Here is a 24,512-nt window from a genome sequence, read left to right on the forward strand (position 1 = left end):
GAGGCCGGCCATTCCGCGCTTAAAGGAGACTTCGGATGAAATCATGGGTTATCGGATTACTGGCGCTGCCGTTTTCGGTATTTGCCGGTGAACGTGTGATCGCGATTGGCGGAGACGTCACGGAAATTATTTATGCTCTCGGCGCTGGGCAAACGTTGGTCGCGCGCGACAGCACCAGTCAGCAGCCGCCGCAAGCCACAGCATTGCCGAATGTCGGTTATATGCGCCAGCTCAACGCCGAGGGGATCCTGGCGCTGAAGCCCTCGTTGGTGATCGCCAGCGAACTGGCGCAACCCTCTTTGGCGTTGCAGCAGGTCGAACAGGCTGGGGTGAAAGTCGTGATGGTGACGGGTAAACCCGAGCTTGGCGCGATCGACGAAAAGATCGCCGTCATTGCCGCCACCTTGGGGCGAGAAAAAGAGGGGAAAACCCTGCAGGCCAAACTGGATCGTCAGATCGCCGCCGTACCGACTCATCGATTGCCGGTCAGAGTGCTGTTTATCATGGCGCATACTGGCATAGCGGCAATGGGGGCAGGTAACGGCACCGCAGCAGAGGGCGCCATTCGCAGCGCCGGGTTGGACAACGCCCTGGCTGGCGTGACGCGTTATCAGCCGCTGACTCAGGAAGGGCTGGTAGCCGCCGCACCTCAGTTGCTGGTAATAGGCAAGGCCAGCCTGCAACGGATGGGCGGAGAAGCGAATCTCTGGGCATTGCCGGGGTTGGCGTTTACCCCCGCGGGCAAGCAGCGGCAGTTGCTGGTGATTGATGACAACGCCTTGCTGAGTTTTGGCCTGGATATGCCGACGGCCATAGGGCAATTGCGTCAGGCGGCCGAGGCCGTCGCGCCTTAACTTTTAACGCCTTTGTTATCCACGTGGCCTAATGGCCGCTCAGGGAAGCATCGATCGCGCAAACGCTGTTTGAGCGCGGCCGCGTCGGGGAAGCCGCCTTCGGTTTTGCGATCCCAGATGACGAAGCCATCCACGGTGACCTCATAAATGCCGCCGGTGCCGGGAACCAGCGTCACGGCGGCCAAATCGGTGCCGAAGGTATGGAGCAATTCTTGCGCCATCCACGCGGCGCGCAACAGCCAGTTGCATTGCGAACAATAGTGAAGGGTGACGACGGGGGACGTTTTCATTGAGCAGGCCTGGGCGGTAAGATTTCCTCATCATCGGATGCCGCCGCAGCCCTGTCAAGCCGGCCGATCAGGGGCGCAGCAGGGTCAAATCGATCTGCCATTTATTGATTTTATTGTACAGCGTGGTGCGCGATAGCCCGAGCAGCCGTGCGGCCTGCCGCAGATTGCCGCCACTGGATCCAATGACCTGCATGATATGGGTACGTTCGTTATCTTCCAGCCTGGCGGAAGGTGCTGCGTCAGGCTCAGTGAGATCACGAGTGATTTCCTCCGGCAGGTCGCCCACGTCGATCTGCAGCCCTTCGCACAGGTTCACCATTCGTTCCACCAGGTTTTCCAGTTCGCGTACGTTGCCCGGCCAACGCCAGGCGCTAAGGCAGGCCATCGCCTGCGGTGACACCTGCGGCGGGATTTTTTTCATGCGCGTACAGAGTTTGTGCACAAAGCCGTTAACCAGCCCGGCGATATCTTCCCGTCGTTCGCGCAGCGGCGGAACCGAGAGGGAGATGACGTTCAGGCGGTAATACAGATCGCGCCGGAAAGCGCCATTCTCCACCGCCTGGGCCAGATCGCAATTGGTGGCCGCCACGATGCGCACGTTGACCTTCACCGGGTGCGTGGCACCGATCCGCAGCACTTCACTCTCCTGCAGCACGCGCAGCAGACTGGTTTGCGCATCCAGCGGCATTTCGCCGATCTCATCGAGCAGCAGAGTGCCGCCATCCGCCAGCTCAAATTTCCCGGCGGAACCGCCCCGGCGCGAGCCGGTAAAGGCGCCATCCACGTAACCGAAAAGCTCGCTCTGCACCAGATCGCGCGGCAAGGCGCCGCAGTTAACGGCAACGAAGGGTTCATTGCTGCGTGCGCTGCCGTTGTGGATCGCCTGAGCGAACAGCTCTTTGCCGGTTCCGCTCTCGCCGGTCAGCAGAACGGTGCTGTCGCTGCGGCTACTGGTACGCGCCTTGGCGATGGCTTCCCGTATGCGGCTGGAATGGCCGTATATCATGTCAAAGGTATAGCTGGCGCTGACCCCCATCACGCGGCGGGTGATGGCGCGAATGCGCTGGTTCTCGCGCAGGGAGAGCACCCGGCCGTCATCCGGCGCGGGCATCAGCGAAATCACGCAGGAGAGGGCCGCTTTGCCTTCGGGCATAAAAACCATTTCACGATCGTTGCAAAACGGCATGGTCAGCAGCGAGCCGGACTGTGGGCGCAGCAACTCGTCGAGGTTCAGGTCGTTTGGTTCCAGCCCGTCAAAAATCTGGCGTGCATAACGGTTGACGGTTTTCAGCCTGCCGTGGCGATCGCAGACAATAACGCCTTCATTCAGCGTTTCCAGAATGGACTGTTGTTCCGCCAGCAGCAGACGTAACTGCAACTGTTGGCCGACGGCCTCCGCAGCCGCCTGCACGGTGCCCAGGGTGTGGGCGTTGAAGTTATCCGGCGTGGCGGTGAGCGTCAGCACGCCGATCATCACGCCTTCAGCGTTACGCACCGGCGCCGCCGCACATTGGCGATGGCGCTGACGCAGGCCCATTTTCCAGTTTTCACCGCTTAGCACATACACCAGACGCTGTTCCCGCAGGCAGCGCGCGGTGCAGTTGGTGCCCTGAACGTCCTCGCGCAGAATGCTGCCGACCGGCGTCAAATCCGCGCCGCAGTAATGGAGGGTGACGCCGTTGGCGTCGGTCAGGTTGATGTGGCCGTCAGGGTTGTAGGCCAGCAAGTTTTCCATGATGCCGTGCGCCACTTTAATCAGCTCGCTGTTTTGCGCCAGAATCATCTGCAACCGGTCCGCGGGCGGCGAGTGATAGACAAACTCCTCGGGGTCGATGCCGTTTTCGCGCGAACGTTGCCAGGATTGCAGGATCGACTTGCGGATCCAGCCGGGTTGCCCGCCTTCATTAAAAACCTGCCAGCCTTGCCAAAACAGGCTATCCCATTCACTGGCCTCCGGGCCTCCCGGGAGGCTGAAAATCGGGTCGCTCTCGTCTTTGATCGGCATCAGTCCGGCGGCAGTGTGCATGCGGCTTTCCAGTTTGGAATGTAATGTTCATTTTATTGTCATGTGAAATTGACATGTCAATTTAGTTGTCACTCTGTTGCGGTTATCTGTGCATCCCCTCACAAATTCCTCCCTTTTCGAGCTGGCATCCCCTTTGCAATACACAGTGAACTCCGTAGCCCGACAAGGGCGTTAACTCACATAAGGAATCACTATGAGTCATTCACCTCACAACTTGCGCGTTGGCCTGATCGGTGCCGGCAGAATGGGCACTTTCCATGCGGAGTCATTGGCGCGGCGCGTGCCGGGCGCCGTTTTGGCCGCCGTGGCCGATCCGCTGCCGGGTGCAGCGCAGCGCCTGGCAGACAGGCTGGGCGTCAGCGCCTTTAGCGATTTGCAAAGCATGCTGGATGACAGCGAAATCGATGCGGTAGTCATTGCTTCCCCGGCGCGCACCCATGCGGAATGGGTGATTGCCGCCGCCCGGGCCGGTAAGCATGTGTTCTGCGAAAAACCGATGGCCATCACGCTGGACGAGGCGGATCGGGCCATCGCCGCCGCCAAACAGGCGGGTGTCGTGCTGCAAGTGGGGTTTAATCGCCGCTTTGTCAGCGGCTTTGCCGCCGCCATTGCCGCCGTGAAGGAGGGGGAGAATGGCGTTACCCAGCTTTCCCGGTCGGTAACCCGCGATCCGCAGTTGCGCGATCCCGCGCCGATCCCCGCCTGGACCATTTTTTTGGAAACGCTGATCCACGATTTTGACACGCTGTTGCACTTCAACCCGGGCGCCCGGCCGGTTGAGGTATACGCGCTGGCGGATGCGCTGGTGCGCCCGGACTTCAAGGATAAAGGGTTACTGGACACCGCCGTGGTGACTATCCGCTTCGATAACGGCGCTATCGCCACCGCAGAAGCCAACTTCCAGGCGGTTTACGGCTATGACGTGCGCGGCGAGGTATTTGGCAGCAAGGGGATGTTGCAGGCGGGCAATATCAACCTGAATAACTGCGTGCGGTATCACGCCGGCGGCATCGCCATCGAAACCTCGCGTCAGGATACCGATCTGCTGCATGACGCTTATGTGGCGGAGCTGACTGAATTCGCCCGCTGTGTCCAGCAGAGGGAAACGCCGCGCGCGACCGGACAGGATGCCCGCAATGCGCTGGAGATTGCATTGGCCTGTATCGAGTCGGTGAAGCAGGGCAAACCGATCGCGCTGGGGAGACAATAATGGCCGGATATCAGCTGTCTGTGTGCGCCGAGATGGTGTTCCTCGATCTGCCGTTTGTCGAACGCGTAGCGCGTATCCATGCGCTCGGCTTCGGCGTCGAGATCTGGAACTGGGAAAATAAAGATCTTGATGCGTTGATTGGCACCGGCGCACGTTTTACTTCAATGACCGGTTATCTCGCCGGCAACCTGACCGACGACGAGGATATCGCCCAACTGTTGCAAACGGCGGAACAGTCGCTCGCCATCGCGCAGCGGTTGAACTGCCCCAGCCTGAATCTGCACGGCACCGGCCTGGATCCCAACGGCTTGCCGGTAAAGCCGGTGGAGGTGGTGACCGGTGCCATGTGGCTGAAAGCGGCCGATACCTTGGGCAAGCTGGCGCAGCAAGGGGAGCGCGCCGGCAAGGTGTTCACGCTGGAAAACCTCAACCTGCCGCGGGACCACCCGGGCACGCCCTTCGCCAAAGCCTGCGACACGCTGGCCTTGGTTGAGGCGGTCAACAGCCCGGGATTGAAGATGAACCTCGACCTTTATCACGCGCAAATCGGCGAAGGCAATCTCATCGAGCTTATTCGCCGTTGCGGGCCGGCGATAGGCGAAATTCAGGTGGCCGACGTACCGGGGCGGCAACAGCCGGGGACCGGTGAAATCAACTACCGGGCCATCGCCCGTGCGTTGGACGAGATCGGCTACCGGGGCGTAGTGGCATTGGAAGGATGGGCATCCGATGACAGCACCGCGGCGCTGCAACAGTTCCGCGACCATTTCACTTTATAACCGCAATAAACCCGGGCGGTGGTCTGTTGCCCGGGATGAAGAGTGATGCATTGATTTTAATAATAAATTTATCTCAACCTACAGGATGACATCATGAAAATCAGAAGCTTGCCGTTGATATTGCTTAGTCTGTTTCTGGCCTTTGGCGCCCAGGCGAAAACCTATAAGGTCGGCGTCGCGTTGGCCAATTTCGATCTCAACTTCGTGTCCATTTTACGCTCGCAAATGGTGAGCGAGCTTAAGCAGTTGAACATGGACGGCCAGTTTGTCGATGCCAAAGGCGACGTGGCGCTGCAAGTGCAGCAGGTGGACGATTTTATCAACCTGGGGGTGGATGCCATTATCCTCAACCCGGTAGATACCCAGGGCGTGAAGCCGATGATGGATGCCGCCGAGCGCGCCAACATCCCGCTGATTTTCGTCAACCGCAAACCGGAAGTTAAGCTGGGTAATGCCATGGCGTATGTGGGATCGGACTCGGCGGAGGGGGGCAAGTTGCAAATGGAGGCGCTGGCGAAACGGATGAATTATCGCGGTAATGTGGCGATCCTGATGGGGGCGCTGTCCAACGAAGAGGCGCGTGAACGCACCCGCGCGGTGGAAGAGGTGATCGCCAAGTATAAGGACATGAAGGTACTGGAAAAGCAGACCGCCAAATGGCAGCGCAATGAAGCGGTGGATGTGGTATCCGGGTGGTTGCTGAACGGCCGCCCGATCGACGCTATCGCCGCCAATAACGATGAAATGGCGATTGGCGCCATCATGGCGTTGAACCAGGCTAAAAACAAAAGCATCCTGGTGGCGGGCATTGACGGTACGCCGGACGGCCTGCAGTTTATTAAAAACGGGGGCATGGTGTTGACCATTTTCCAGGACGCCAAAGGACAGGCCACCGGGGCGGTGCAGGTCACCAAGGCACTGCTGGAAAAGCAAAAGACCGAGGCTTACAACTGGGTGCCTTATAAAACCATCACTCAGCAGAATCTGGCGGAGTTTGTGACCGCCAATCAGCAATAGCCGCAGGTTCTGCGGCTATTGCGGGATGATTTTACTGCTCAACCGGCGGTGCGCGGGGCGCGTTTGGCCAGCATTCTCAGCGCCAAACCGCCCGCTGCCGCCAGCGTGGCCAGCAATACGACGCCCGGCCAACCGGCGCTTTCGAGAACTTTGCTGCCGAGAGCGGCGCCGCTCGCCATACCGATAAACACCAGGGTAAACATGATGGCATTCAGGCGGCTGCGGGCTGCCGGGTTGATGGCGTAAATAATGGTCTGGTGCGCCACCAGCGTCGCCTGGATACCGAGATCAAAACCTACCGCGCTCAGCGCGATGAGCGCCAGTTGGGCGGGCAGCGGAAGCCAGGGCAGCAGAAACATCAGAGCGAATGAACACACCACCATGGCAGCGCCGATTTTAGTGACATAGTCCGGCCCGTGACGATCGGCCAGCATGCCTGCCAGGGGGGCTGCCAACGCACCGGCCGCACCTGCCAGCCCAAAAGCGCCGGCTACGGCACTGCCAAGCTGATATTTTTCCGCCAGCATCACCGCCAGCGTCGACCAGAAAGCGCTGAAGGCGACCGACAGCAAGCCCTGAGCCAACGCCGCACGCCGCAGTTCCGGGTAGTCGGCCCACAGTTTCCCCAATGAGCGCAGCAGCGCAGGGTAGCTCAGCGTGGTGTTGGGTTTAAAGCGCGGCAGCACTGCGCCGATCGTGAGGGTGATGACCAGCACCCCCAATGCCGCCAGCATATAAACGCTGCGCCAGCCGAAATATTCCGCCACCACGCCGCTGAACACGCGTGAGAGTAAAATGCCGGCCAGCAGCCCGGTCATCACCGTGCCCACCGTCTTGCCCCGGTTGGCGTCCGAAGCGAGCGTGGCGGCCGCCGGGATAATGTCCTGCGCCACCGTAGCGGCTAAACCGATCGCCAGACTGCTGAGCAACAACAGCGGAAATGAAGAAGAAAAACCGCACATCAGCAGGGTGAGTGCCAGCAGCACGCCCTTTATCCGAATGATCTGGCGGCGATCGTGACGGTCGCCCAGCGGAGCCAGCAGCAGGATGCCCAGCGCGTAGCCCGCCTGGGTCAGCGTGGGGACCATACCGGTATCGCTGACCCCGGCGTGGAACGTATCCCCCATGATGCTCAGCATCGGCTGGCTGTAGTAAATGGACGCCACGCTCAGACCGGCGCCGGCGGCCAGCAGGAAAACGATTTTGGCGGAAAGCGCAGGGTCAGGCGCGGTGGCAGTGGTTGAAATCAGGCTCATGACGGTTATCCAGAACGAGTAAAGTGGGGCTATTCTTGCCAGTTTTCGGCGGAAACTGTAGCCCCAGCACGGGTAAAACTGTTATACGTAATACGTATGAATAAAAATCCATTTCCCAATGGCGATCGTATAGCCATGCTGCAAACTCTGGTGCGCATTGTCGACAGCGGCAGCCTCTCGGCTGCTGCGGCGCAAATGAACACCTCGCAGCCCACCATTAGCCGGCGTCTCCAGGTGCTGGAGCAACTGCTTGGCGTTAAATTAATCCAGCGTACGACTCACGCCATGAAGCTGACGGACGACGGCGAGCGTTGTTATCAGCATGCGCGCAAGTTGATTGAACACTGGCAAATCATGGAGGACGAACTGCGCGGCGTGCGCGATGAACCCGTGGGCGTTTTACGGGTGCGCGCGCCGCATGCCTTTGGCCAGGATCAGTTGATTGGGCCGTTGGGCGATTACCTGCAACGCTATCGTCAGACCAGCGTAGAGTGGACGCTCAACGATCATTCGCCCGATTTCATTCCCGAAGGCGTGGACTGCGCGATCCACGTCGGTGCGGTGACCGATCCTTCGGTGGTTGCGGTGCTGTTGGCGCAGGTGCCGCGCATTGTGGTGGCCGCGCCTGAACTGCTGGCGCGCCATACGCCGCTGGCGCAGATCGGCGATTTGGCGCAGTTGCCCTGGCTGGCGCTAAACAGTTTTTATCGCAATGAAGCGACGTTGACGCATACCGCCAGCGGCGAAGATTACCGTTTTGACATCGTCCCCAGGCTGAGTACCGACAGCCTTTATGCCGTGCGCAAGGCGGCGCTGAACGGCGTGGGGGTGGCCATGCTGTCATCCTGGGTGGTCAAACAGGATCTGGAGCAGGGGTTGCTTACCCCGTTGATGCCGGATTGGCACGCCGCGCCCTTGCCGATTTATCTGCTTTACCCCTATGCCAGTTATTATCCGGCGCGGTTGCGTAAATTCCTCGAGTTGATGAAAGAAGTGATGCCACGCATCACCGGCGCACAGGCGCCAGTGCCGTGAGGGGGGCGGCTTCGTGCTGCGTACAGCGGAATAGGTCGTCAGCGGAGCGATAAACAGCGTAAATGTAGAGTGCAGGCGGGCGGATTCAACCTGATTGGCGACGGTATCTGTTTGATAATCGAAGAACACCTACCGTCCATTTCACTCGAGAGAATCGCCCATGCACTTTACTCAAGCCATTGCCAGACTCCCTGCCGATAGCTGCGGCAGCGGCCAGACCACCGCTCAATTGGGCGCGCCGGATATCGCCGCCACCGGCCGTCAGTTTTTGGCCTATGTGGATACCTTGCTGCGCCTGGGCCTGAAAGTGACGGTGTTACCGGCGGCCCCGGCCTTCCCGGACGCCCACTTTGTGGAAGACACGGCGGTGGTCATGCCGGAGCTGGCCGTGATCACCCACCCGGGTGCGCCGAGCCGCCAGGGCGAGGTGGACACCATTGCGCCGCTGTTTGAAGGCGAGCGCCCGGTGGTGCGGATGAGCCGGCACGGCCACCTTGACGGCGGCGACGTGCTGTTGGTCGATCGTCAGTTTTTTATTGGCCTGACGGCGCGCACCGATGAAGCCGGCATTGGCGAGTTTGCCGCTGCGGTAGAACCCTATGGCTACCGGGTGACCGCCATTGAAGTCAGCGCCGGTCTGCACCTGAAATCCATCGTCAACTATGTTGGCCGCAACACCTTGTTGCTGACGGAAGACTACCAACGCCATCCTGCCTTTAGCGGTTTCAACGCCATCGTTATCCCGGAAGCGGAGTCCTATGCCGGCAACACGCTGTGGATCAACGATACCTTGATTACCCCACGGGGTTACCCGCACACGCTGGCCCAAATTGAAAAATTGGGCATGCCCATCGTTCAGCTCGACACCAGCGAATTTAAAAAAATGGACGGCGGCCTGACCTGCCTGTCACTTCGTTTCTAGCGCTTTCTTGCACCGGGGATCTCAGCCATGAAAAAAACATTAGCGGTTCTACTGACCAGCCTGGCCCTGGGTGGCCCGGCGGCGGCCCAGTCTTTCGATACCATCAGCTTTGGCGTCGACGGCGGTTACCCGCCTTTTGACGTGCTTTCGCCCAGCGGCGAGATCACCGGTTTTGACATCGATATCGCCAATGCGCTGTGTACGCAGTTGCATGCCAAATGCGTTTTCGTCAAACAGCCTTTTGAAAGCATGATCGCGGCGCTCAATGCGCGTAAGTTCGATGCCATTATCGCTTCGCTGACCATCACCGACGAGCGTAAAAAGGAAGTGGACTTTACCGATCGCTACTACCGCAGTTCGGCGCAACTGGTGGCGCGCAAGGGCAGCCCGTTGCTGCCGGATGCCGCCAGCCTGAAAGGCAAAACGGTCGGCGTGCAGACCGGCTCCATTCATGAAACCTATGCGAAAAAGCATTGGGCCGGACAGGGCGTGAAGATCGTGTCTTACGCCAACCAGGACAATGTCTATCTGGATTTGATGTCCGGGCGGATTAATGCGTCGTTGCAGGACAATACCCAGGCGGCCAGCAGCTTTATCGATACCCCGCGCGGGCAGAAGTTTGCCTTCGCCGGCCCGGCGATTACGGACAGCAGCATCTCCTCCGACGTGGGCATCGCGGTGGGCAAAGACAACCCGGCGCTGCGTGACGCGCTCAACGGCGCCATTAAGGCCATCCGTGCCGACGGCACCTATGACGCCATCCAGAAAAAATATTTCAGCTTCGACATTTACGGCGGCTAAACCGGCGCGCTGACGCCGGCTGGCCCGGTATCAAGTCAAGTATGGGAGGCCGGGAATGGTCATCGAGTATTTGCCGTTGCTGGCACACGGCGCGGCGCTGTCGTTGTGCGTGATGCTGGTTTCTCTGGCGGTGGCGCTGGCGCTCGGCCTGATCAATGCGCTGATCAAGTTGTTCGGCCCGCGCTGGCTGCGCTGGTTATCGACGGGGTACACCACGCTGGTGCGCGGCATTCCCGAACTGGTGATTATGCTGTTGCTGTTCTTTGGCGGCGAAATGCTGGTCAACGGCTTTCTTGGCCTGCTGGGGTTGGGGCCGCTGCGCTTCAACACCTTTATCTCCGGCGTGCTGGCGATTGGTTTCGTGTTTGGCGCTTACTACACGGAAACCTTTCGCGGCGCTTTTCTCACCGTTGAGCGCGGGCAACTGGAAGCGGCAATGGCTTACGGCATGCGCCCAGGGCAGGTATTTCGCCGCGTCTTGCTGCCGCAAATGCTGAGTTTTGCCATTCCCGGGATCAACAATAACTGGCTCGGCTTGATGAAAGCCTCGGCGCTGGTGTCGATCCTGGGGCTGGAGGACATGGTGTGGCTGGCGGAGCAGGCGGGGCGGGCAACGCAAAAACCCTTCCTGTTCTATTTCCTGGTAGCGCTGATCTATATGGTGATTACCGCGATCTCCAGTTGGGGCTTTAGCCTGCTGGCGCGCCGCTACGCTCTGGCTTCCTCGACCGCAGCAGGAGCACGCTGATGACTCTGCAAGATATGCTGGAAGTGACGCCCACTTTTTTGTGGAGCGACGGTTCGGATGTGACGGGGCTGGCGCTGACGGCCAAACTGTTTTTGCTGTCGGTGGTGCCGGGCCTGCTATTGGCGGTGCTGATGGCGATCGGCCAGGTGTATGGCCCGCGCCCGCTGTCCTGGTTAATCCGTTGCGTGACCTATTTTTTCCGCAGTACGCCGCTGTATCTGCAATTGATGCTGATTTACTACGGGCTGTCGCAGTTCGACGTGGTGCAGTTGGGCTGGCAGAACGATCAGCCTTTCTGGTTGCTGTTTCGTGACGCCACCTTTTGCGCCACGCTGGCGTTGGTGCTCAATACCAGCGCTTACGTCGCGGAACTGTTGGCCGGCATGATGGGGACCTTTCCCAGGCAGGAGTGGGTCGCCGGTGAGGCGTTCGGCATGAGTCAGTGGCAGATAATTCGCCGACTGGTGCTGCCGGCGACGTTACGGCGGGGTATTCCTGCGCTGAATAACGAGATGGTCTTTCTGCTGCACGCCACGTCGCTGGCAAGCACGGTGACGCTGCTGGACATTACCGGAGTGGCACGCGCTTTTTACGCCGCCACCTATTCGCCGTTTATTCCCTTCCTGATGGCGGCGGCGCTTTATCTGCTTTGCACCTTCCTGCTGATCTTCCTGTTTTCGCGGGCAGAACGGCGCTGGCTGGCCTTTATCCGCCGTGACTGAGGCGGCTCAGGATCGCTTGATGGATTGCAACTCGGTCAGGGTAACGATTTTATCCACCCGGAATTTTTTGCTGGTCAGCCAGGCGTCGGCCAGCAACCGGTAGCTTTCCATGCTGCGGCAACCGATGCGCACCAGAAAATCGAAACTGCCGCTGACCAGCCAGCAATCCAGCACCTCTGGGGTATTGCGCATTTCCTGCTCGAACGCGGGTTGGGAATGCCCGTGATCGGCCAGCGCGATTTGCGCCTGTATCACAAAGGCATGTTCCGGTTCCGGCAGTTCGATAATGGCGCGGTAGCCACGGATAATACCGTCGCGCTCCAGCCCGCGCACCCGTTCCTGGCAGGGGCGAGCGGTCAGGTTGACCTGCTCGGAGAGCTTTTGATAGGAAATGCGGCCATCCCGGCACAGTATTTCAAGGATTTTTTTGTCGATTCGATCAAGCCGGGCTTTCTTTTCCACAGATAGGACGTCCAATGAAAAGTAAACATCATAAGTTACCTGAACATGCCCTGGGTGGGCAGCGCCAATTCACCAGTTTTCATTTCGGCCAGCCCGGCCTGGGCGAAAAGATTTACCTGCAGGCCGGCCTGCATGCCGACGAACTGCCGGGCATGCTGGTGCTGCATTATCTTAAAAGATTACTCAGCCAGGCGGAACGGCGCGGTGAACTGCAAAGTGAAATAATCATTGTCCCGGTGGCCAACCCGCTGGGGCTGGCGCAGGTGCTGCTCAACGGCGGCGTCGGGCGGTTTGATCTGGTCAGCGGCCGCAATTTCAATCGCGACTTTCCCGATTTGGCTCTATTGCTGCATCAGGAGGCCTTTGTCTCGTCGGAGCCTGCCGTGCAGCAGGTACGCGCCGCGATGCGCGAAGCCTTGCACGCTATGCCGGACCGCAGCGAGGTGGACGCCCTGCGCCGGCAATTGCTGTTACTGGCCTGCGATGCCGATGTGGTGCTGGACCTGCATTGCGATGACCGCGCGATATTGCATATGTATGCCGACCCGGCCTGGCGCGAGCAGGCGGAAGATCTGGCGCGTTGTATGGGGATCGGCGCGGTGCTGCTTTCGCAAGACAGCGGGGGCGGCTCGTTTGACGAAGCCTGTGGGCTGCCGTGGCATCGGCTGGCGCTGCGGCATCCCGCGTTAAACCTGCAACCCGGCTGCATGGCGGTCACGCTGGAACTGCGCGGGCAACAGGATATCGGGCACCAATTGGCCGGCAACGATGCCGAACGTCTCTATCGCTATTTGCAGCACCGTGGCGCAATTGCGGGCGAGCCGCCGGCAATACCTCAGTTGGACGTCGCCATGTTGCCGTTTGCCGCCGGGGAGATTGTTACCGCGCCCGCCAGCGGCATTCTGCTGCCGTTGCGCCAGCCGGGTGAGTGGGTGGAGGCGGATGAAGCCGTGGCGGAAATCATTGACCCGATCACCGATACGGTAAAAGCGGTGCGTGCCCAGGCGGGCGGGCTAATCTATGCCAGCCGCCGCGCACCCTTCGTCACCCTCGGGGCGGAGATCATGAAGATCGCCGGTAAAACGCCCTATAAAGGCGGCGGTGGCCTTGCGTCGTGAGAAGGGGCCATTAGTAGAGTAGTACCGTTAGAAAAAAGTAATAAATATGAAATGTGGGTGTCAAATCAATAGATTAGGATGTTTAAACTAATCAGGAGTGCGACACTAATGGAGTATTTTATGAAAAGCTACTTATTACAAGGAAATGTGATTAAGTTGCTACGACTGAGCTACCCTCAGTATGAAAAGATAAAAGAAGAAACATGGCAGGCTCTAATCAAAGCCGAATCAACTTTGCAGGATGGGATTGCAGCAGGTCATCATTACGATGGGTTTGTGAGTGGTGTTAAGAAAATAATAAAAAACAATGATTTTTATGTGTTACAACATCGCTTGAGTCCATATGTTGATAATGACCTATTCGCCAACGAGAACGATAACAGTCATAACGACTTTACGGTTTTTAGCTCTCTTGAGGTAAAATTACTCGATATCGTAAAAGATGACGACAGCTTCAATAGATTCATTGAATATTCTGGCCGTTCATTAAATAAAAATAATGCCATTCGAAACATCAATGTCAGAACTGTACCTGAAGCAGATGGCAGCTATACAGAATTCTTGGATGTTGAGTTTTTATCGTTAGAGTTGGGATTGCTAAGAACGTTTATATTAAATAAAAGCAAAGAAAATAAACTTTTGTGCGCAATTATCGCATCGGTTTTTTTGATGCACATTCATCCATTGAGTGATGGTAATGGACGCGTGTCTAGAGTGTTATTTAATGTAATTTTGGAACGAGATGCAGAAAGCTACATCCCGATAACGGAGCTATGTCATATAGCCAGAAGTGGATACGTTTTAAGTTTACGGGAAGCATTTTTATTTCTTGGCTGGGAACCCATCATCATATTTTACTGTAAATGCATTGACCTTATTCACAATTCACATGATTTCAAGTGAATAATATATTTAGTATGTAATTATATAATTGTATGCTACATATATTATTTAATTTGATAAAAGGAGATTGTATGTTAACTGAAAAAGATCTTTTATTGATAAAAACAACAACTATGACAGATACGCAGGTTGATAAAATCGATCCGGTATTGGGTTACAGAAGATTTAACAGGTTCTAAACTTTTAAAAACATAACGGGGGCCCCCGTTATGTTTCATTTCCTTGACGAAAGGAAGCTAGATGAACAAGTTTTGGTTTATACTCAGGTACTTTAAACATACTTCCGACTTACCCGTCAAGATCAAGTTTTTCGTCATTATAGCCATTTCATTCTTCTCTACTATCTTGATTTCCATTCAACCGGTTATTATGGCAAGATTGGTTGGCGTAATTGACAGTAAACAACTTGATTTCCCAGTTGTGATTTACTTGCTTGCGTTAAGCTACATTGTTGTTATGAGTCTGAGAAAACTGTCTTCAGCGTTAAATTTCATATTGCTAACTTCTTTGAAAAATAATCTTGTAATAAGCATGACTAATAATTATTTCAAAAATTTATTTTATGATGATGATGCTATAAAGAACAATGAAAACACAGGTGATATCACACAGCGTCTGAATCAGGCTATAGACGAATTGACAATAGTACTACGAAATATTTCACATAACTTTATACCTCCCTTGCTGCAGTTGATATTCAGCATTGTCATTATTATTGCCTCTGGTGACTATATTGTCGCTTCTCTTTTTATAATTTACTTCTCGATTTACTTTATTGTCAAAAGGATTTTTAATCCTGGAATTGTAGAGCTATACAATGACTTCTATACAACCTCAGTAAAAAAGTACAGTCTCATCACCGATAGTGTGAAAAATATGGGGGCAGCCAAAGTATGTAATTCATATGATTATCTATTTGGTCGTTACGAGAAGCTTTTAAACAACATCGAAACCAAGCATGAGCGCCTTTTGAAGGCAGATATGCGATTCCTGTTGATTGAGTCTGCTTGTAATATTGTTTTTTTTGGAACGTCATTTATCTACTCTTTGTATCAAACTGCGATTGGCAATATAAATATAGGCCATTTTATTATGATTTCATCCTATATATTATTATTGTCATCCCCTTTGGAAAATATTGGTTCCATGTACACGGCACTACAAAAATCGACAATATCTCTGCATGGTTTTATACAGTCGTTTTTTGGTAAGACCATGGAGTACAATGCGGGGCACCCCTGGACTGGGACCGTTGATTCGTTAAAAATGGTAGATGTGTGTTTTTCGTATGAAAATGCAGATGAATATATTATTAATAATCTCAACCTGGAAATTCACAAAGGGTGTTTTGTTACTCTGACTGGCAGCAGTGGCTCAGGAAAAAGCACCATTGCAAAACTCATGGCCGGACAGATTGAAACCAAGCAAGGTGACATCCTGATCAATGATCGGGACATTCATCAGTTTTCAGCGAGGGAGCGGGCGGATGTGATTTTTCATCTATCGCAAAATGATTATGTCTTTATGGATACTCTGCGGTTTAATCTCAAAATTGCCTGTCCCGAAGCCACTGATGAGCAATTAACCCAAGCGTTGAACCTGGCAAGATTCGACGATCTGGCGAGTGATAACGGTACGAACTTACTGGATATCAAAATCGGTGACAATGGCATGACGTTATCAGGCGGTCAGCGTCAGCGGTTATCTCTGGCTCGCTTATTTTTAAGAAATCCCAGGATTATTATTCTCGATGAAATTACATCGGCACTTGATGTCATCAATGAGAGAGGGGTGATAACAAATATCAAAAACAGTTATCCCCATGCAATGATATGTAACATTAGCCACCGGAGTTCAACCTTCGACTTTTCTGATGAAATTATAGTCATCGAAAAAGGTCGTATCGTCGACAGAGGTGACTTTGTCGCGTTAAAAAACACAAATACGTATATCCAATCGATCCTGCGTCAAGAGGCTATGAGAGAGGCGAGGCGATAACAACACTCGCCGCCGCATCTGCAGAGTATCAACCGGGTAATGCCACTCGGTTGGCACGCATCGCCGCGATAACGCCGCCCTCTATCAGCAGTTAGCTGCCGGTAACGAACCCGGCGTCCGGGCCAAGCGAATAAGTGGCCAAAATCGCCACCTCGTCAGGCGAGGTCATCCGTTTGGCGGGAGATGCGGTAATTAGCGCCCGATACCCTTCGCCAATCTCTCAAGCCAGTTCATGTTGCAAAGGTGTGGCAATGATCCTGGGGCCGATTGAACTCACCCATGCCATGAATGAATAGCGGGAAAGATGGCTAGCCGACCGCCGTCCATGTTAAATTCGCTTGTAGTCCCGTAGCGCCTGATGACAAAGAGAATTAAAAATGAAGATCGGTTATTTTTTCCCTATTGCGATTATTGTTGCGGCCTTGGCTCTGCTGACCCTGTTTATTGTCGGCGGCTATGCGACTCCGGGCGGTTGAGCGCCATCATGTAATCGATCGGGCCAGAGAAGTCAGTGTCTATGAGCACAGCAAAACCGCGCCGCCCGCATGGGCGATGGGTCTATTACATTTTGTATGAAGATATTCTGTGGCCTTGCCCCGTCAAGTGGGAGTGGGAAAGCAGTTACCATGCCTGGTTGCCTTTTTACTACTCGCCAACCCTGGAATTCGTTGCCGGCAATCCCGCCAAAGCGACAAAAATCACCAAAACCAAAGCTAAAACCAAGGCCTGAACCGAGCCGATTGACTAACTCAAACCTTCCTGGCTACCTTTAAGCTGTCTCTGGCGCCAGCGCCCACACGTCCTCTGCCGCTAAGGAAGCCTGATCATGCGTAACTTTTCTTGCCCGAACTGCGGGCAGCAGCTGTCGTTTGAAAACTCGCTGTGTTTGTCCTGTTCGAGCTCCCTGGGGTTCGATTTGCCAGGTCGAAAATTGGTAGCGATCGCGGCTCCCGACCTTGCGGGCAACGATCCCCCGGAACAGGGGCACCTGTGCGCCAATATGCATATTGCACAGTGCAACTGGCTGGTGGAGCAAGAAGGGGAATTGTGCGCCTCCTGCAGCCTGACCCAAACCCGGCCGGCGGATGATGATGCGGAAGCGCTCCCGCTGTTTGCCGAAGCCGAAACGGCCAAGCGCCGTCTGATACTGGAGTTGACCGAGTTGGGCCTGCCGATAGTCAGTAAAAATGACGATCCGAACAATGGGCTGATCTTCGAGCTGCTTTCCAGCGAACGGCGCCAGGTGCTCACCGGCCATGCGAACGGCGTAATTACGCTGGATCTGGAGGAGGGAGATGACGTTCACCGCGAGCAGCGTCGTATCTCCATGGGTGAACCTTACCGCACGTTACTGGGTCACTTCCGTCATGAGGTGGGGCATTACTATTACGATCAACTGATCATTCAGCCCGAACAGCGGCAGGCATTTGCCAATCTGTTTGGCGATCCGGATGCGGATTACCAGCAGGCGCTCGATCGGCACTACCGGCAGGGCGCCCCGGAAGGTTGGCATGAATGTTACGTTTCCGCCTATGCCACCATGCACGCTGCGGAGGACTGGGCGGAAACCTTTGCTCATTATCTGCATATTCGCGACACCCTGGACACGGCCGCGGCTTACGGTTTTGCCGCGCCAGACGCCGCTTTCAACCATTCAGATGAAACCCCGGATTTTGATCGCCTGATCGGGCAGTGGCTACCGGTCTCCTGGGCGCTGAATCAACTCAATCGTTCGATGGGGCATGCCGATCTTTATCCCTTTGTGTTGCCTGCACCGGTCCTGGAGAAAATGCGATTTATTCACCAGACCATTGCCGACGCGAATAAAAAGGGCACCGATCAACCAGTGCCCTGATGCGTTGACTTAAAGCGACATATCCACAACCACGCGGCCGGTGATTTTGCCCTCGCGCATGCGGCCGAAGATGTCGTTGATTTGATCCAACGGCTCTACCGAGATGGTTGCCGCGACTTTATTACGGCCGGCAAAGTCCAGTGCCTCTTGCAGATCCTTGCGCGTCCCGACAATCGAACCGCGCACCGTCGTGCCTTCCAGCACCATATTGAATATTGAAAGGTCAAAACTGCCCGGCGGCAAGCCATTCAATACCATGGTGCCGCCACGTCGCATCACGGTGGTCGCCTGTTCGAATGCCTTTGGCGATACCGCCGTCACCAGCACGCCGTGCGCGCCACCGAATTCCTGATGGAAAAAGCGGCCAGGATCGACGTTTCGCGCGTTAGCCACCACCGAAGCGCCCAGGCTTTTGGCGAAGGCCAGTTTGTCATCGTCAATGTCGACCGCCGCCACGTTCAACCCCATCGCGGTGGCGTATTGGATCGCCAAATGCCCAAGGCCGCCGATACCGGAAATGACCACCCAGTCGCCGGCCTTGGTATTGGTCATTTTCAGACCCTTATAGACGGTGACGCCGGCGCAGAGGATCGGTGAGATAGACAGAAAATCGACGTTGTCGGGCAGAATACCCACGTAATTGGCATCGGCCAGGCAGTATTCGGCAAAGCTGCCGTTAACCGAATAGCCCGAGTTTTGCTGGGAATGGCACAGCGTTTCCCAACCGCCGAGACAGTGTTCACAGTGCCCGCAGGCAGAGTAAAGCCAGGGCACCCCTACGCGATCACCTTCTTTTACGTGGGTAACGCCGGCGCCCACCGCTACCACGTGACCGGAGCCTTCATGCCCAGGAATAAAAGGCGGGTTGGGTTTGATCGGCCAGTCACCGTCGGCTGCGTGCAGATCGGTATGGCACACCCCGGTGGCGGCAATTTTCACCAGGATTTTTCCGGGCGTGACCTCCGGGATCGGGACATCTTTAATCACCAACGGTTGTCCAAACGCAGTCACCACAGCAGCTTTCATCGTTTTCATTTTCAGACCTCGAGAAGTTGTAGGGTTGGAACAGGCAACATTCAGTTAAAACAGCCCTTGCGGTTTGGCGTCATAGCTCACCAACAGGTTTTTCACCTGCTGGTAATGCGACAGCGCCACTTTGTGCGTTTCACGGCCGACACCGGAGTTTTTATATCCCCCGAAGGCAGCGTGCGCCGGGTAGAGGTGATAGCAGTTGGTCCAGACGCGTCCGGCCTTGAGCGCACGGCCCATGCGATAGGCGCGGTTGCTGTCACGGGTCCACAGGCCTGCGCCCAGCCCGAACTCGGTGTCGTTGGCCAGCGCCAGCGCTTCGGCTTCGTCTTTGAAGGTGGCGATGCCGATGACCGGCCCAAAGATCTCTTCACGGAAGAAGCGCATGCTGTTATTACCGGTGATGAGCGTTGGCTGGAGATAAAAACCTTGCTGCAACGTCTGTTCCTGGTGGGTACGCTCGCCGCCGGCGATGATTTTCCCGCCTTCGTTTTTGGCGATTTCGATGTAAGAGAGGATCTTGTCGAACTGCTGTTGGGACGCCTGTGCGCCGATCATGGTGTCGGTGTCAAACGGGTCGCCCTGACGAATGGCGGTGATGCGCGCCAGCACTTTTTCTATAAATTGCGGGTAGATTGACTCTTGGATCAACGCGCGTGAAGGGCAGGTACAGACTTCACCCTGATTGAAGAAGCCGAGGATCAGTCCCTCAACCGCCTTGTCGATAAATTCCGGCTCGGCCTGCATGATGTCTTCAAAGAAGATATTGGGTGATTTACCGCCCAGCTCCACGGTGCTGGGAATGATATTCTCCGCCGCGCAAGCCAGGATATGCCTGCCCACCGGGGTTGAGCCGGTAAAGGCGATTTTATCGATGCGCTTGCTGGTCGCCAGCGCCTCGCCGGCCTCTTTGCCAAAGCCGTGAACCACATTGAGCACGCCCGGAGGCAGCAGATCGCCAATCAGTTCCAGCAGCACGCAAATGCTGAGCGGCGTCTGTTCTGCCGGCTTGAGCACCACGCAGTTACCGGCAGTCAGCGCCGGGGCCAGTTTCCAGGCCGCCATCAGCAGCGGGAAGTTCCAGGGGATAATCTGTCCAACTACGCCCAGCGGCTCGTAAATATGGTAGGCCACGGTGTTTTGATCAATCTCTGCGGCGGTGCCTTCCTGCGCGCGCAGGCAGCCGGCGAAGTAACGGAAATGATCGATCGCCAGCGGGATGTCCGCATTCAGCGTTTCGCGGATCGGCTTACCGTTGTCCCAGCTTTCGGTCAGCGCCAGCATTTCCAATTGCGATTCCATGCGATCCGCGATGGCCAGCATCACGTTTGCGCGATTTTGTGCACTGGTGTTTCCCCAGGACTCAGCGGCGGCGTGCGCCGCATCCAGCGCCCGCTCAATATCCTGGGCGTCGGAGCGGGGGAACTCGGCGACAGTTTTCCCGGTTACCGGGGAGGTGTCGGTAAAGTAGTTACCGGAAACGGGTTCGACAAATTTGCCGCCAATGTAGTTGCCGTAGCGTTGTTTGAAAGAAACCAGCGAGCCAGGCAAACCGGGATGGACATATTTCATGTTAAACACCTCTCAAAGGAACACGGGCTGTAGGAGGGGTACCAGGTTGTGGCACCGTGCCTAAACATAAGCATTGCCTATGCCACATTGTTCCATCTTGTCGATGTTTGTTTTTGAACCTGTTTAATATCATTAAGTTAACAGCTATAAATATCTAGTGCCGGCAATAAAATCGGTGATTTATCATTCATTTCTATTATTTTTTGTGTCCCATGTCGCAACGCATGAGACACATTCATGATACAAAAATGCAACACTTTTGCGCGGGAGAAAGTCATGTTGCATAAAGAACGGACAGCCGTAACGGGGTTCGCCTCCGACCATGAAAGCAGGCCTCTCCCCAGCCCACTGTCAGAGTCTTGGCAGCGTAGCCAGCACTACGGGCTGAGCCGGGCCGACGACCACGTTCCTTTTGTTCGGCCGACCGTGCTGAATGAAGTGCGCGGGCAAAACGGCTGGGTGGCGCAGCTGGCCCAGCCGCTGATCGCGCGTCTGGAGGGCCAAATCAATCGGCAACCTTCCATCATTGTGGTGTCTGACGCCAGCGGGCTGGTGTTGGAGACCTGCGGCAATACCCATTTCTTGCGCAAAGCGTCGCGCATAGCGTTGGCGCCGGGCAATCAGTGGGGGGAGCAAGAGCGCGGCACCAACGCGATCGGCACCGCGCTGGCGTTGGGAGGTTTGTGCGAGGTGAGCGGCGACGAGCATTTTCTTAATCAGAACTCGGGGCTTTATTGTTCCGCCGCACCGATTTTTCGGCCCGACGGGCAAATAGGCGGGGTGCTGGATATCTCAACGCCGGTGCAACGCCCGTACGGCGATGCCCGGTCACTGATTCTGCAGGCGGTGCGGCACATTGAACATCAATGGGTGAAGAGCACCGTCACGGATCAACACTGGACACTCAGCCTGCACAGCGATGCGCATACCCTCGGCACTGCGCACGAACTGATCCTGGTCTTCCGCGATGACGTTCTTACCGCCGCCAACCGGCTGGCGATGCAAGAATTTAACCTTTCACCGGCGTCCTTTGGGGCGCTGGATTTCGCCACGCTGTTCCCGGAGCTGTCGCGACAGACGCTGGATGCACCCTGTCAGACACGAGCGGCCAACCGTCGCCGTTATTACTCGCTGCTGGAGATGCCAGAGCGGCATTCGCATGTCGTCAGGCCCTTTGTTCAGCCTTTTGATCGGGACGGCGCAGACAAGCAGAAAGCGTTGCGGATCGTGAACGCCGGCCTCGCGTTGTGCATTACCGGGGAAACCGGCTGCGGCAAGGAGCACTTCAGCCGGCGGCTGTTCCAGGAAAGCAAATGGCGGGACGGCAACTTCGTGGCGATCAACTGCGCGGCGCTGCCTGAAAACCTGATCGAATCCGAGCTGTTTGGTTATGCGCCCGGCGCCTTTACCGGCGCCAATCCCAAAGGTTACGCCGGCAAGATCAGGGAGGCTGACGGCGGGGTGCTGTTCCTGGATGAGATTGGCGATATGCCGCTGAGTCTGCAAACGCGGTTGCTGCGCGTACTGCAGGAAAAAACCGTCACGCCACTGGGCAGCCGCCATGCCTGTTCGGTAGATTTTACGCTGATCTGCGCCACCAACCGCAATCTGAACACCTTGGTGGCGGCGGGGGAATTCCGCGAGGATCTGCTGTACCGCATTCAGGAGTTCAGCCTGTGCATTTCACCGTTGCGGCAGCGGGCGCATGTCGATCGCTTCATTCTCAGCCTTTGGCATGAGCTGGGCGCCGATAAGCGCGGCATCAGGCTGGCGCCGGACGCGCTGGCCGCGTTGGCCCGCTATTCGTGGCCCGGCAATGTGCGGCAGCTGTTGAGTACGCTGAAGGTGCTGCTGGCGTTGGCGGATGACGACAACCTGATAGCTCTTGAGGATCTGCCGGAACAGTTCAACGCGTTGCCGCCGCTTTGCGCGGAGGCCGACGCCGTTTCGCAAGCCGAGCCGGAGGTGTTCGCCGCCATCAGAAATGCCAACGGCAACATCAGCCAGGCGGCCAAGTCGCTGGGCGTATCGCGCAGCACGCTTTATCGCAAAATGGAGAAAAAGCGCCTTGGTGCAGATTGAATGATCTTAAACCAGAAAACCAAGGTGAAATTAGCCCTTCAAATAACAGGTCACCAACAAGATTAATTCACGTTTTAGGTCTGATGATGCTAACTGCCCACGCCGCGATGCATCATGCACGACGCCTTCAATATCAGCGGTGTACGAACTGAGCGTCCGGGATTGATTCGGACGCTGGAAATGCTTCGTGAAGGCGATACGCTGGTTGTCTGGAAACTCGATCGGCTGGGACGTAGCGTAAAACAGCTTGTTGATATGGTTGGTGAGCTGCACAAACAAGGCATTCAGTTCAAAAGCCTCACGGATGCTATTGATACCGGAACACCAGCGGGGCGTTTTTTCTTCCACGTGATGGCCAGTCTTGCAGAGATGGAGCGAGAGTTGATCATCGAACGTACCCGCGCCGGGCTTGATGCGGCAAAGCGACTCGGCCGTAAAGGCGGGCGAAAACCCAAAATGACCAGCAGTAAAATTGAGTCGGCTAAAAAATTATTAGCCAGTGGTATCCCTCCCAGAGACGTAGCTAAAGATCTCGGCGTTTCTGTACCAACTCTGTACCGTTGGTTGCCGGCGTCAAAGCATTCTTAGGTTGCATGCAGGAAATCTCTGGCACTTTCACGAGGAAAAGAATGATCGACTTAACCGCAGAGCAGCAACAGTTGGCGAAGATAGTTCATGACTACGCCAACCAATTTCCTCCTACAGAAAATGGTGATGCTCAGCTATTGCAGGGCTGCTATGACTATATGGAAGCCTTTAAACGGGTGATGGGCAGCGCATCAAAAGTTCAGATGGACTACATCTGCCTGCAATATCCTGGATATTTTCGCTTTGCAAAGTGGATGGAACGACTGGCTCAGGGTATTGCTGATGGAGTTATTGAGGTACCGAAAGATCACTAACAACATCATATGTCAGAAATTTTCGGGATTCTGACACCCATTTGGGGTGAGAAATGTACATAGCGTACGGTTTGGCTTCGTGGGTCGAAGTCAAATGTCGTCAAATCGCAGCTTCGCTCCCACTGGGCCTATTTTCATAGGTTAATGGCATGAGAACAATGGTTTTTTTACGCCAGATGGTATTTATCGGGGAAATGTGCGCGGAACCGTAACAGCCCGCGGTTCGTTTCCTGGAAAGGCTACAAAGCCGTCACCAAGGACCTGAAGGTATCTTTCAGGTCCCAAGGGAAAAGGCAGCGCTACAGGCACCGGATGAATATGAACATTGACTACAGTAATGTGCCTGAATTGGTGCCCGGTTTTAGTTGGTCGTTACAGTGTCGAACGAAGGGTACTCCGATAAAAGACGACACCACTCCATTCGAAACCAGGGTGTGAATTGTGCTTCTGACTCTGAAAGCCGGGCTGATATTTCAGCCCGGGTTAGCCACATGATATCGCTGACTTCTTCAGTCGAAGGGCAGACTACATCATCAGATTGCGCAACTAATACATGACATAATTCATTTTCCGCACCAATCGAGCCAAAGAGAGCATGGTATTCAAAACTATATATGAAGCGGCTGGAGGCAGAAACCCCTAATTCTTCACGCAAGCGACGAGACGCAGCGTCCATAATCGTTTCACCAGGTGCCGGATGACTGCAGCAAGCATTCGACCAGAAACCTGGCCAAAGCATTTTTCCTGCAGCACGACACTGAAGTAGATGATGTCCGGCGCTGTTGATTAGATGCACCGAAAATGCGCGATGGAGCTTTCCCGTTCCCAGGTGCGCGATTCGTTTATTACAGACACCGATTTGTACATCTTGTGAGTTAACTAATACGACATCGTTGAGCATTATTGTATTCCCTTTTGTGCAATTGCGCTC

24 protein-coding genes and 1 pseudogene are annotated in these 24,512 nt (G+C 55.5%); 18 read left to right on the plus strand and 7 right to left on the minus strand.

Annotation, left to right across the window (positions count from 1 at the left end; genetic code table 11):
- Window positions 1-35 precede the first annotated feature (35 nt).
- The gene (locus tag ACTJJ1_RS05880) at window positions 36-854 is read left to right on the plus strand and encodes a heme/hemin ABC transporter substrate-binding protein (protein WP_004944404.1); all 819 of its coding nucleotides are present in this window, start codon (window positions 36-38) and stop codon (window positions 852-854) included.
- Here ACTJJ1_RS05880 and ACTJJ1_RS05885 read toward each other — a convergent pair.
- Both ACTJJ1_RS05885 and ACTJJ1_RS05890 read right to left on the minus strand, forming a co-directional pair.
- Window positions 851-1,144, minus strand: a complete 294-nt coding sequence (locus ACTJJ1_RS05885) for a SelT/SelW/SelH family protein (RefSeq protein WP_020439026.1) — start codon at window positions 1,142-1,144, stop codon at window positions 851-853. The genes ACTJJ1_RS05880 and ACTJJ1_RS05885 overlap by 4 nt on opposite strands.
- Before the next feature lie 67 nt (window positions 1,145-1,211).
- Window positions 1,212-3,170, minus strand: a complete 1,959-nt coding sequence (locus tag ACTJJ1_RS05890) for a sigma-54-dependent Fis family transcriptional regulator (RefSeq protein WP_122288933.1) — start codon at window positions 3,168-3,170, stop codon at window positions 1,212-1,214.
- A gap of 193 nt (window positions 3,171-3,363) precedes the next feature.
- On the opposite strand from ACTJJ1_RS05890, the gene ACTJJ1_RS05895 reads away from it, so the two are divergent.
- The 3 genes from ACTJJ1_RS05895 (at window position 3,364) to ACTJJ1_RS05905 (ending at window position 6,176) form a co-directional block, all read left to right on the plus strand.
- Entirely contained in the window at window positions 3,364-4,380 is a 1,017-nt protein-coding gene (locus tag ACTJJ1_RS05895) for a Gfo/Idh/MocA family oxidoreductase (protein WP_004944415.1), read from the plus strand.
- On the plus strand, window positions 4,380-5,159 hold the full coding sequence (locus ACTJJ1_RS05900) for a TIM barrel protein (protein WP_004944418.1): 780 nt from the start codon (window positions 4,380-4,382) through the stop codon (window positions 5,157-5,159). Before ACTJJ1_RS05895 ends, ACTJJ1_RS05900 begins: the two co-directional genes overlap by 1 nt.
- 93 nt (window positions 5,160-5,252) lie before the next feature.
- Window positions 5,253-6,176 carry a substrate-binding domain-containing protein gene (locus ACTJJ1_RS05905; RefSeq protein ID WP_004944421.1) on the plus strand — a complete coding sequence of 308 codons (924 nt, stop codon included), beginning with the start codon at window positions 5,253-5,255 and terminating at the stop codon, window positions 6,174-6,176.
- Between the two features lie 38 nt (window positions 6,177-6,214).
- Here the strand turns inward: ACTJJ1_RS05905 and ACTJJ1_RS05910 are convergent, their stop codons facing one another.
- The gene (locus ACTJJ1_RS05910) at window positions 6,215-7,432 is read right to left on the minus strand and encodes an MFS transporter (RefSeq protein WP_004944423.1); all 1,218 of its coding nucleotides are present in this window, start codon (window positions 7,430-7,432) and stop codon (window positions 6,215-6,217) included.
- A 96-nt stretch (window positions 7,433-7,528) separates the two neighbouring features.
- On the opposite strand from ACTJJ1_RS05910, the gene ACTJJ1_RS05915 reads away from it, so the two are divergent.
- From ACTJJ1_RS05915 to ACTJJ1_RS05935, 5 genes are all read left to right on the plus strand, one after another.
- Entirely contained in the window at window positions 7,529-8,467 is a 939-nt protein-coding gene (locus tag ACTJJ1_RS05915) for a LysR family transcriptional regulator (RefSeq protein ID WP_440832759.1), read from the plus strand.
- 160 nt (window positions 8,468-8,627) lie between these two features.
- Entirely contained in the window at window positions 8,628-9,389 is a 762-nt protein-coding gene (locus ACTJJ1_RS05920) for a dimethylarginine dimethylaminohydrolase family protein (RefSeq protein WP_004944429.1), read from the plus strand.
- Between the two features lie 27 nt (window positions 9,390-9,416).
- Window positions 9,417-10,190: an ABC transporter substrate-binding protein gene (locus ACTJJ1_RS05925; protein WP_004944430.1), complete on the plus strand. Its 774-nt coding sequence runs from the start codon at window positions 9,417-9,419 to the stop codon at window positions 10,188-10,190.
- A gap of 55 nt (window positions 10,191-10,245) precedes the next feature.
- The gene (locus tag ACTJJ1_RS05930) at window positions 10,246-10,938 is read left to right on the plus strand and encodes an ABC transporter permease (RefSeq protein ID WP_004944436.1); all 693 of its coding nucleotides are present in this window, start codon (window positions 10,246-10,248) and stop codon (window positions 10,936-10,938) included.
- Entirely contained in the window at window positions 10,938-11,660 is a 723-nt protein-coding gene (locus tag ACTJJ1_RS05935) for an ABC transporter permease (RefSeq protein ID WP_006325235.1), read from the plus strand. Before ACTJJ1_RS05930 ends, ACTJJ1_RS05935 begins: the two co-directional genes overlap by 1 nt.
- A 6-nt stretch (window positions 11,661-11,666) precedes the next feature.
- Here the strand turns inward: ACTJJ1_RS05935 and ACTJJ1_RS05940 are convergent, their stop codons facing one another.
- Window positions 11,667-12,122, minus strand: a complete 456-nt coding sequence (locus tag ACTJJ1_RS05940; RefSeq protein WP_062790820.1) for an Lrp/AsnC family transcriptional regulator — start codon at window positions 12,120-12,122, stop codon at window positions 11,667-11,669.
- Between the two features lie 14 nt (window positions 12,123-12,136).
- Here ACTJJ1_RS05940 and ACTJJ1_RS05945 point away from each other — a divergent pair, with 14 nt between their 5' ends.
- The 6 genes from ACTJJ1_RS05945 to ACTJJ1_RS05970 all read left to right on the plus strand — a co-directional run bounded on the left by ACTJJ1_RS05945 (window position 12,137) and on the right by ACTJJ1_RS05970 (window position 17,996).
- The gene (locus tag ACTJJ1_RS05945; RefSeq protein ID WP_440832763.1) at window positions 12,137-13,240 is read left to right on the plus strand and encodes a succinylglutamate desuccinylase/aspartoacylase family protein; all 1,104 of its coding nucleotides are present in this window, start codon (window positions 12,137-12,139) and stop codon (window positions 13,238-13,240) included.
- A 120-nt stretch (window positions 13,241-13,360) separates the two neighbouring features.
- Window positions 13,361-14,143 carry a Fic family protein gene (locus ACTJJ1_RS05950; protein ID WP_440832765.1) on the plus strand — a complete coding sequence of 261 codons (783 nt, stop codon included), beginning with the start codon at window positions 13,361-13,363 and terminating at the stop codon, window positions 14,141-14,143.
- Between the two features lie 240 nt (window positions 14,144-14,383).
- A complete protein-coding gene (locus ACTJJ1_RS05955; protein WP_440832766.1) occupies window positions 14,384-16,141 on the plus strand; it encodes an ATP-binding cassette domain-containing protein in 1,758 nt (585 codons plus the stop codon).
- A 377-nt stretch (window positions 16,142-16,518) separates the two neighbouring features.
- A complete protein-coding gene (locus tag ACTJJ1_RS05960) occupies window positions 16,519-16,617 on the plus strand; it encodes a YoaK family small membrane protein (protein WP_139281192.1) in 99 nt (32 codons plus the stop codon).
- A gap of 41 nt (window positions 16,618-16,658) precedes the next feature.
- Entirely contained in the window at window positions 16,659-16,871 is a 213-nt protein-coding gene (locus tag ACTJJ1_RS05965) for a hypothetical protein (RefSeq protein ID WP_006325255.1), read from the plus strand.
- 96 nt (window positions 16,872-16,967) lie between these two features.
- Window positions 16,968-17,996 carry a zinc-binding metallopeptidase family protein gene (locus ACTJJ1_RS05970; protein WP_440832767.1) on the plus strand — a complete coding sequence of 343 codons (1,029 nt, stop codon included), beginning with the start codon at window positions 16,968-16,970 and terminating at the stop codon, window positions 17,994-17,996.
- A gap of 9 nt (window positions 17,997-18,005) precedes the next feature.
- Here the strand turns inward: ACTJJ1_RS05970 and adhP are convergent, their stop codons facing one another.
- Window positions 18,006-19,031: an alcohol dehydrogenase AdhP gene (gene adhP / locus ACTJJ1_RS05975; protein WP_020439033.1), complete on the minus strand. Its 1,026-nt coding sequence runs from the start codon at window positions 19,029-19,031 to the stop codon at window positions 18,006-18,008.
- Window positions 19,032-19,076: 45 nt separating this feature from the next.
- Window positions 19,077-20,597, minus strand: coding sequence for an acetaldehyde dehydrogenase ExaC (gene exaC / locus ACTJJ1_RS05980; protein WP_440832768.1), 1,521 nt, complete (start codon window positions 20,595-20,597; stop codon window positions 19,077-19,079).
- A gap of 276 nt (window positions 20,598-20,873) precedes the next feature.
- On the opposite strand from exaC, the gene ACTJJ1_RS05985 reads away from it, so the two are divergent.
- The 3 genes and pseudogenes from ACTJJ1_RS05985 (at window position 20,874) to ACTJJ1_RS05995 (ending at window position 23,581) form a co-directional block, all read left to right on the plus strand.
- Window positions 20,874-22,679, plus strand: coding sequence for a sigma-54-dependent Fis family transcriptional regulator (locus tag ACTJJ1_RS05985; protein WP_409442610.1), 1,806 nt, complete (start codon window positions 20,874-20,876; stop codon window positions 22,677-22,679).
- Window positions 22,680-22,811: 132 nt separating this feature from the next.
- Window positions 22,812-23,267: pseudogene (locus tag ACTJJ1_RS05990) on the plus strand (recombinase family protein); the annotation flags it as partial.
- Window positions 23,268-23,308: 41 nt separating this feature from the next.
- Window positions 23,309-23,581, plus strand: coding sequence for an arylsulfatase regulator (locus ACTJJ1_RS05995; protein WP_440832769.1), 273 nt, complete (start codon window positions 23,309-23,311; stop codon window positions 23,579-23,581).
- Window positions 23,582-23,942: 361 nt separating this feature from the next.
- Here the strand turns inward: ACTJJ1_RS05995 and idi are convergent, their stop codons facing one another.
- Window positions 23,943-24,482, minus strand: a complete 540-nt coding sequence (idi, locus tag ACTJJ1_RS06000) for an isopentenyl-diphosphate Delta-isomerase (RefSeq protein WP_440832771.1) — start codon at window positions 24,480-24,482, stop codon at window positions 23,943-23,945.
- Between the last annotated feature and the right edge of the window lie 30 nt (window positions 24,483-24,512).

Source organism: Serratia sp. 22264 (assembly GCF_052045345.1).
Taxonomy (GTDB): domain Bacteria; phylum Pseudomonadota; class Gammaproteobacteria; order Enterobacterales; family Enterobacteriaceae; genus Serratia; species Serratia plymuthica.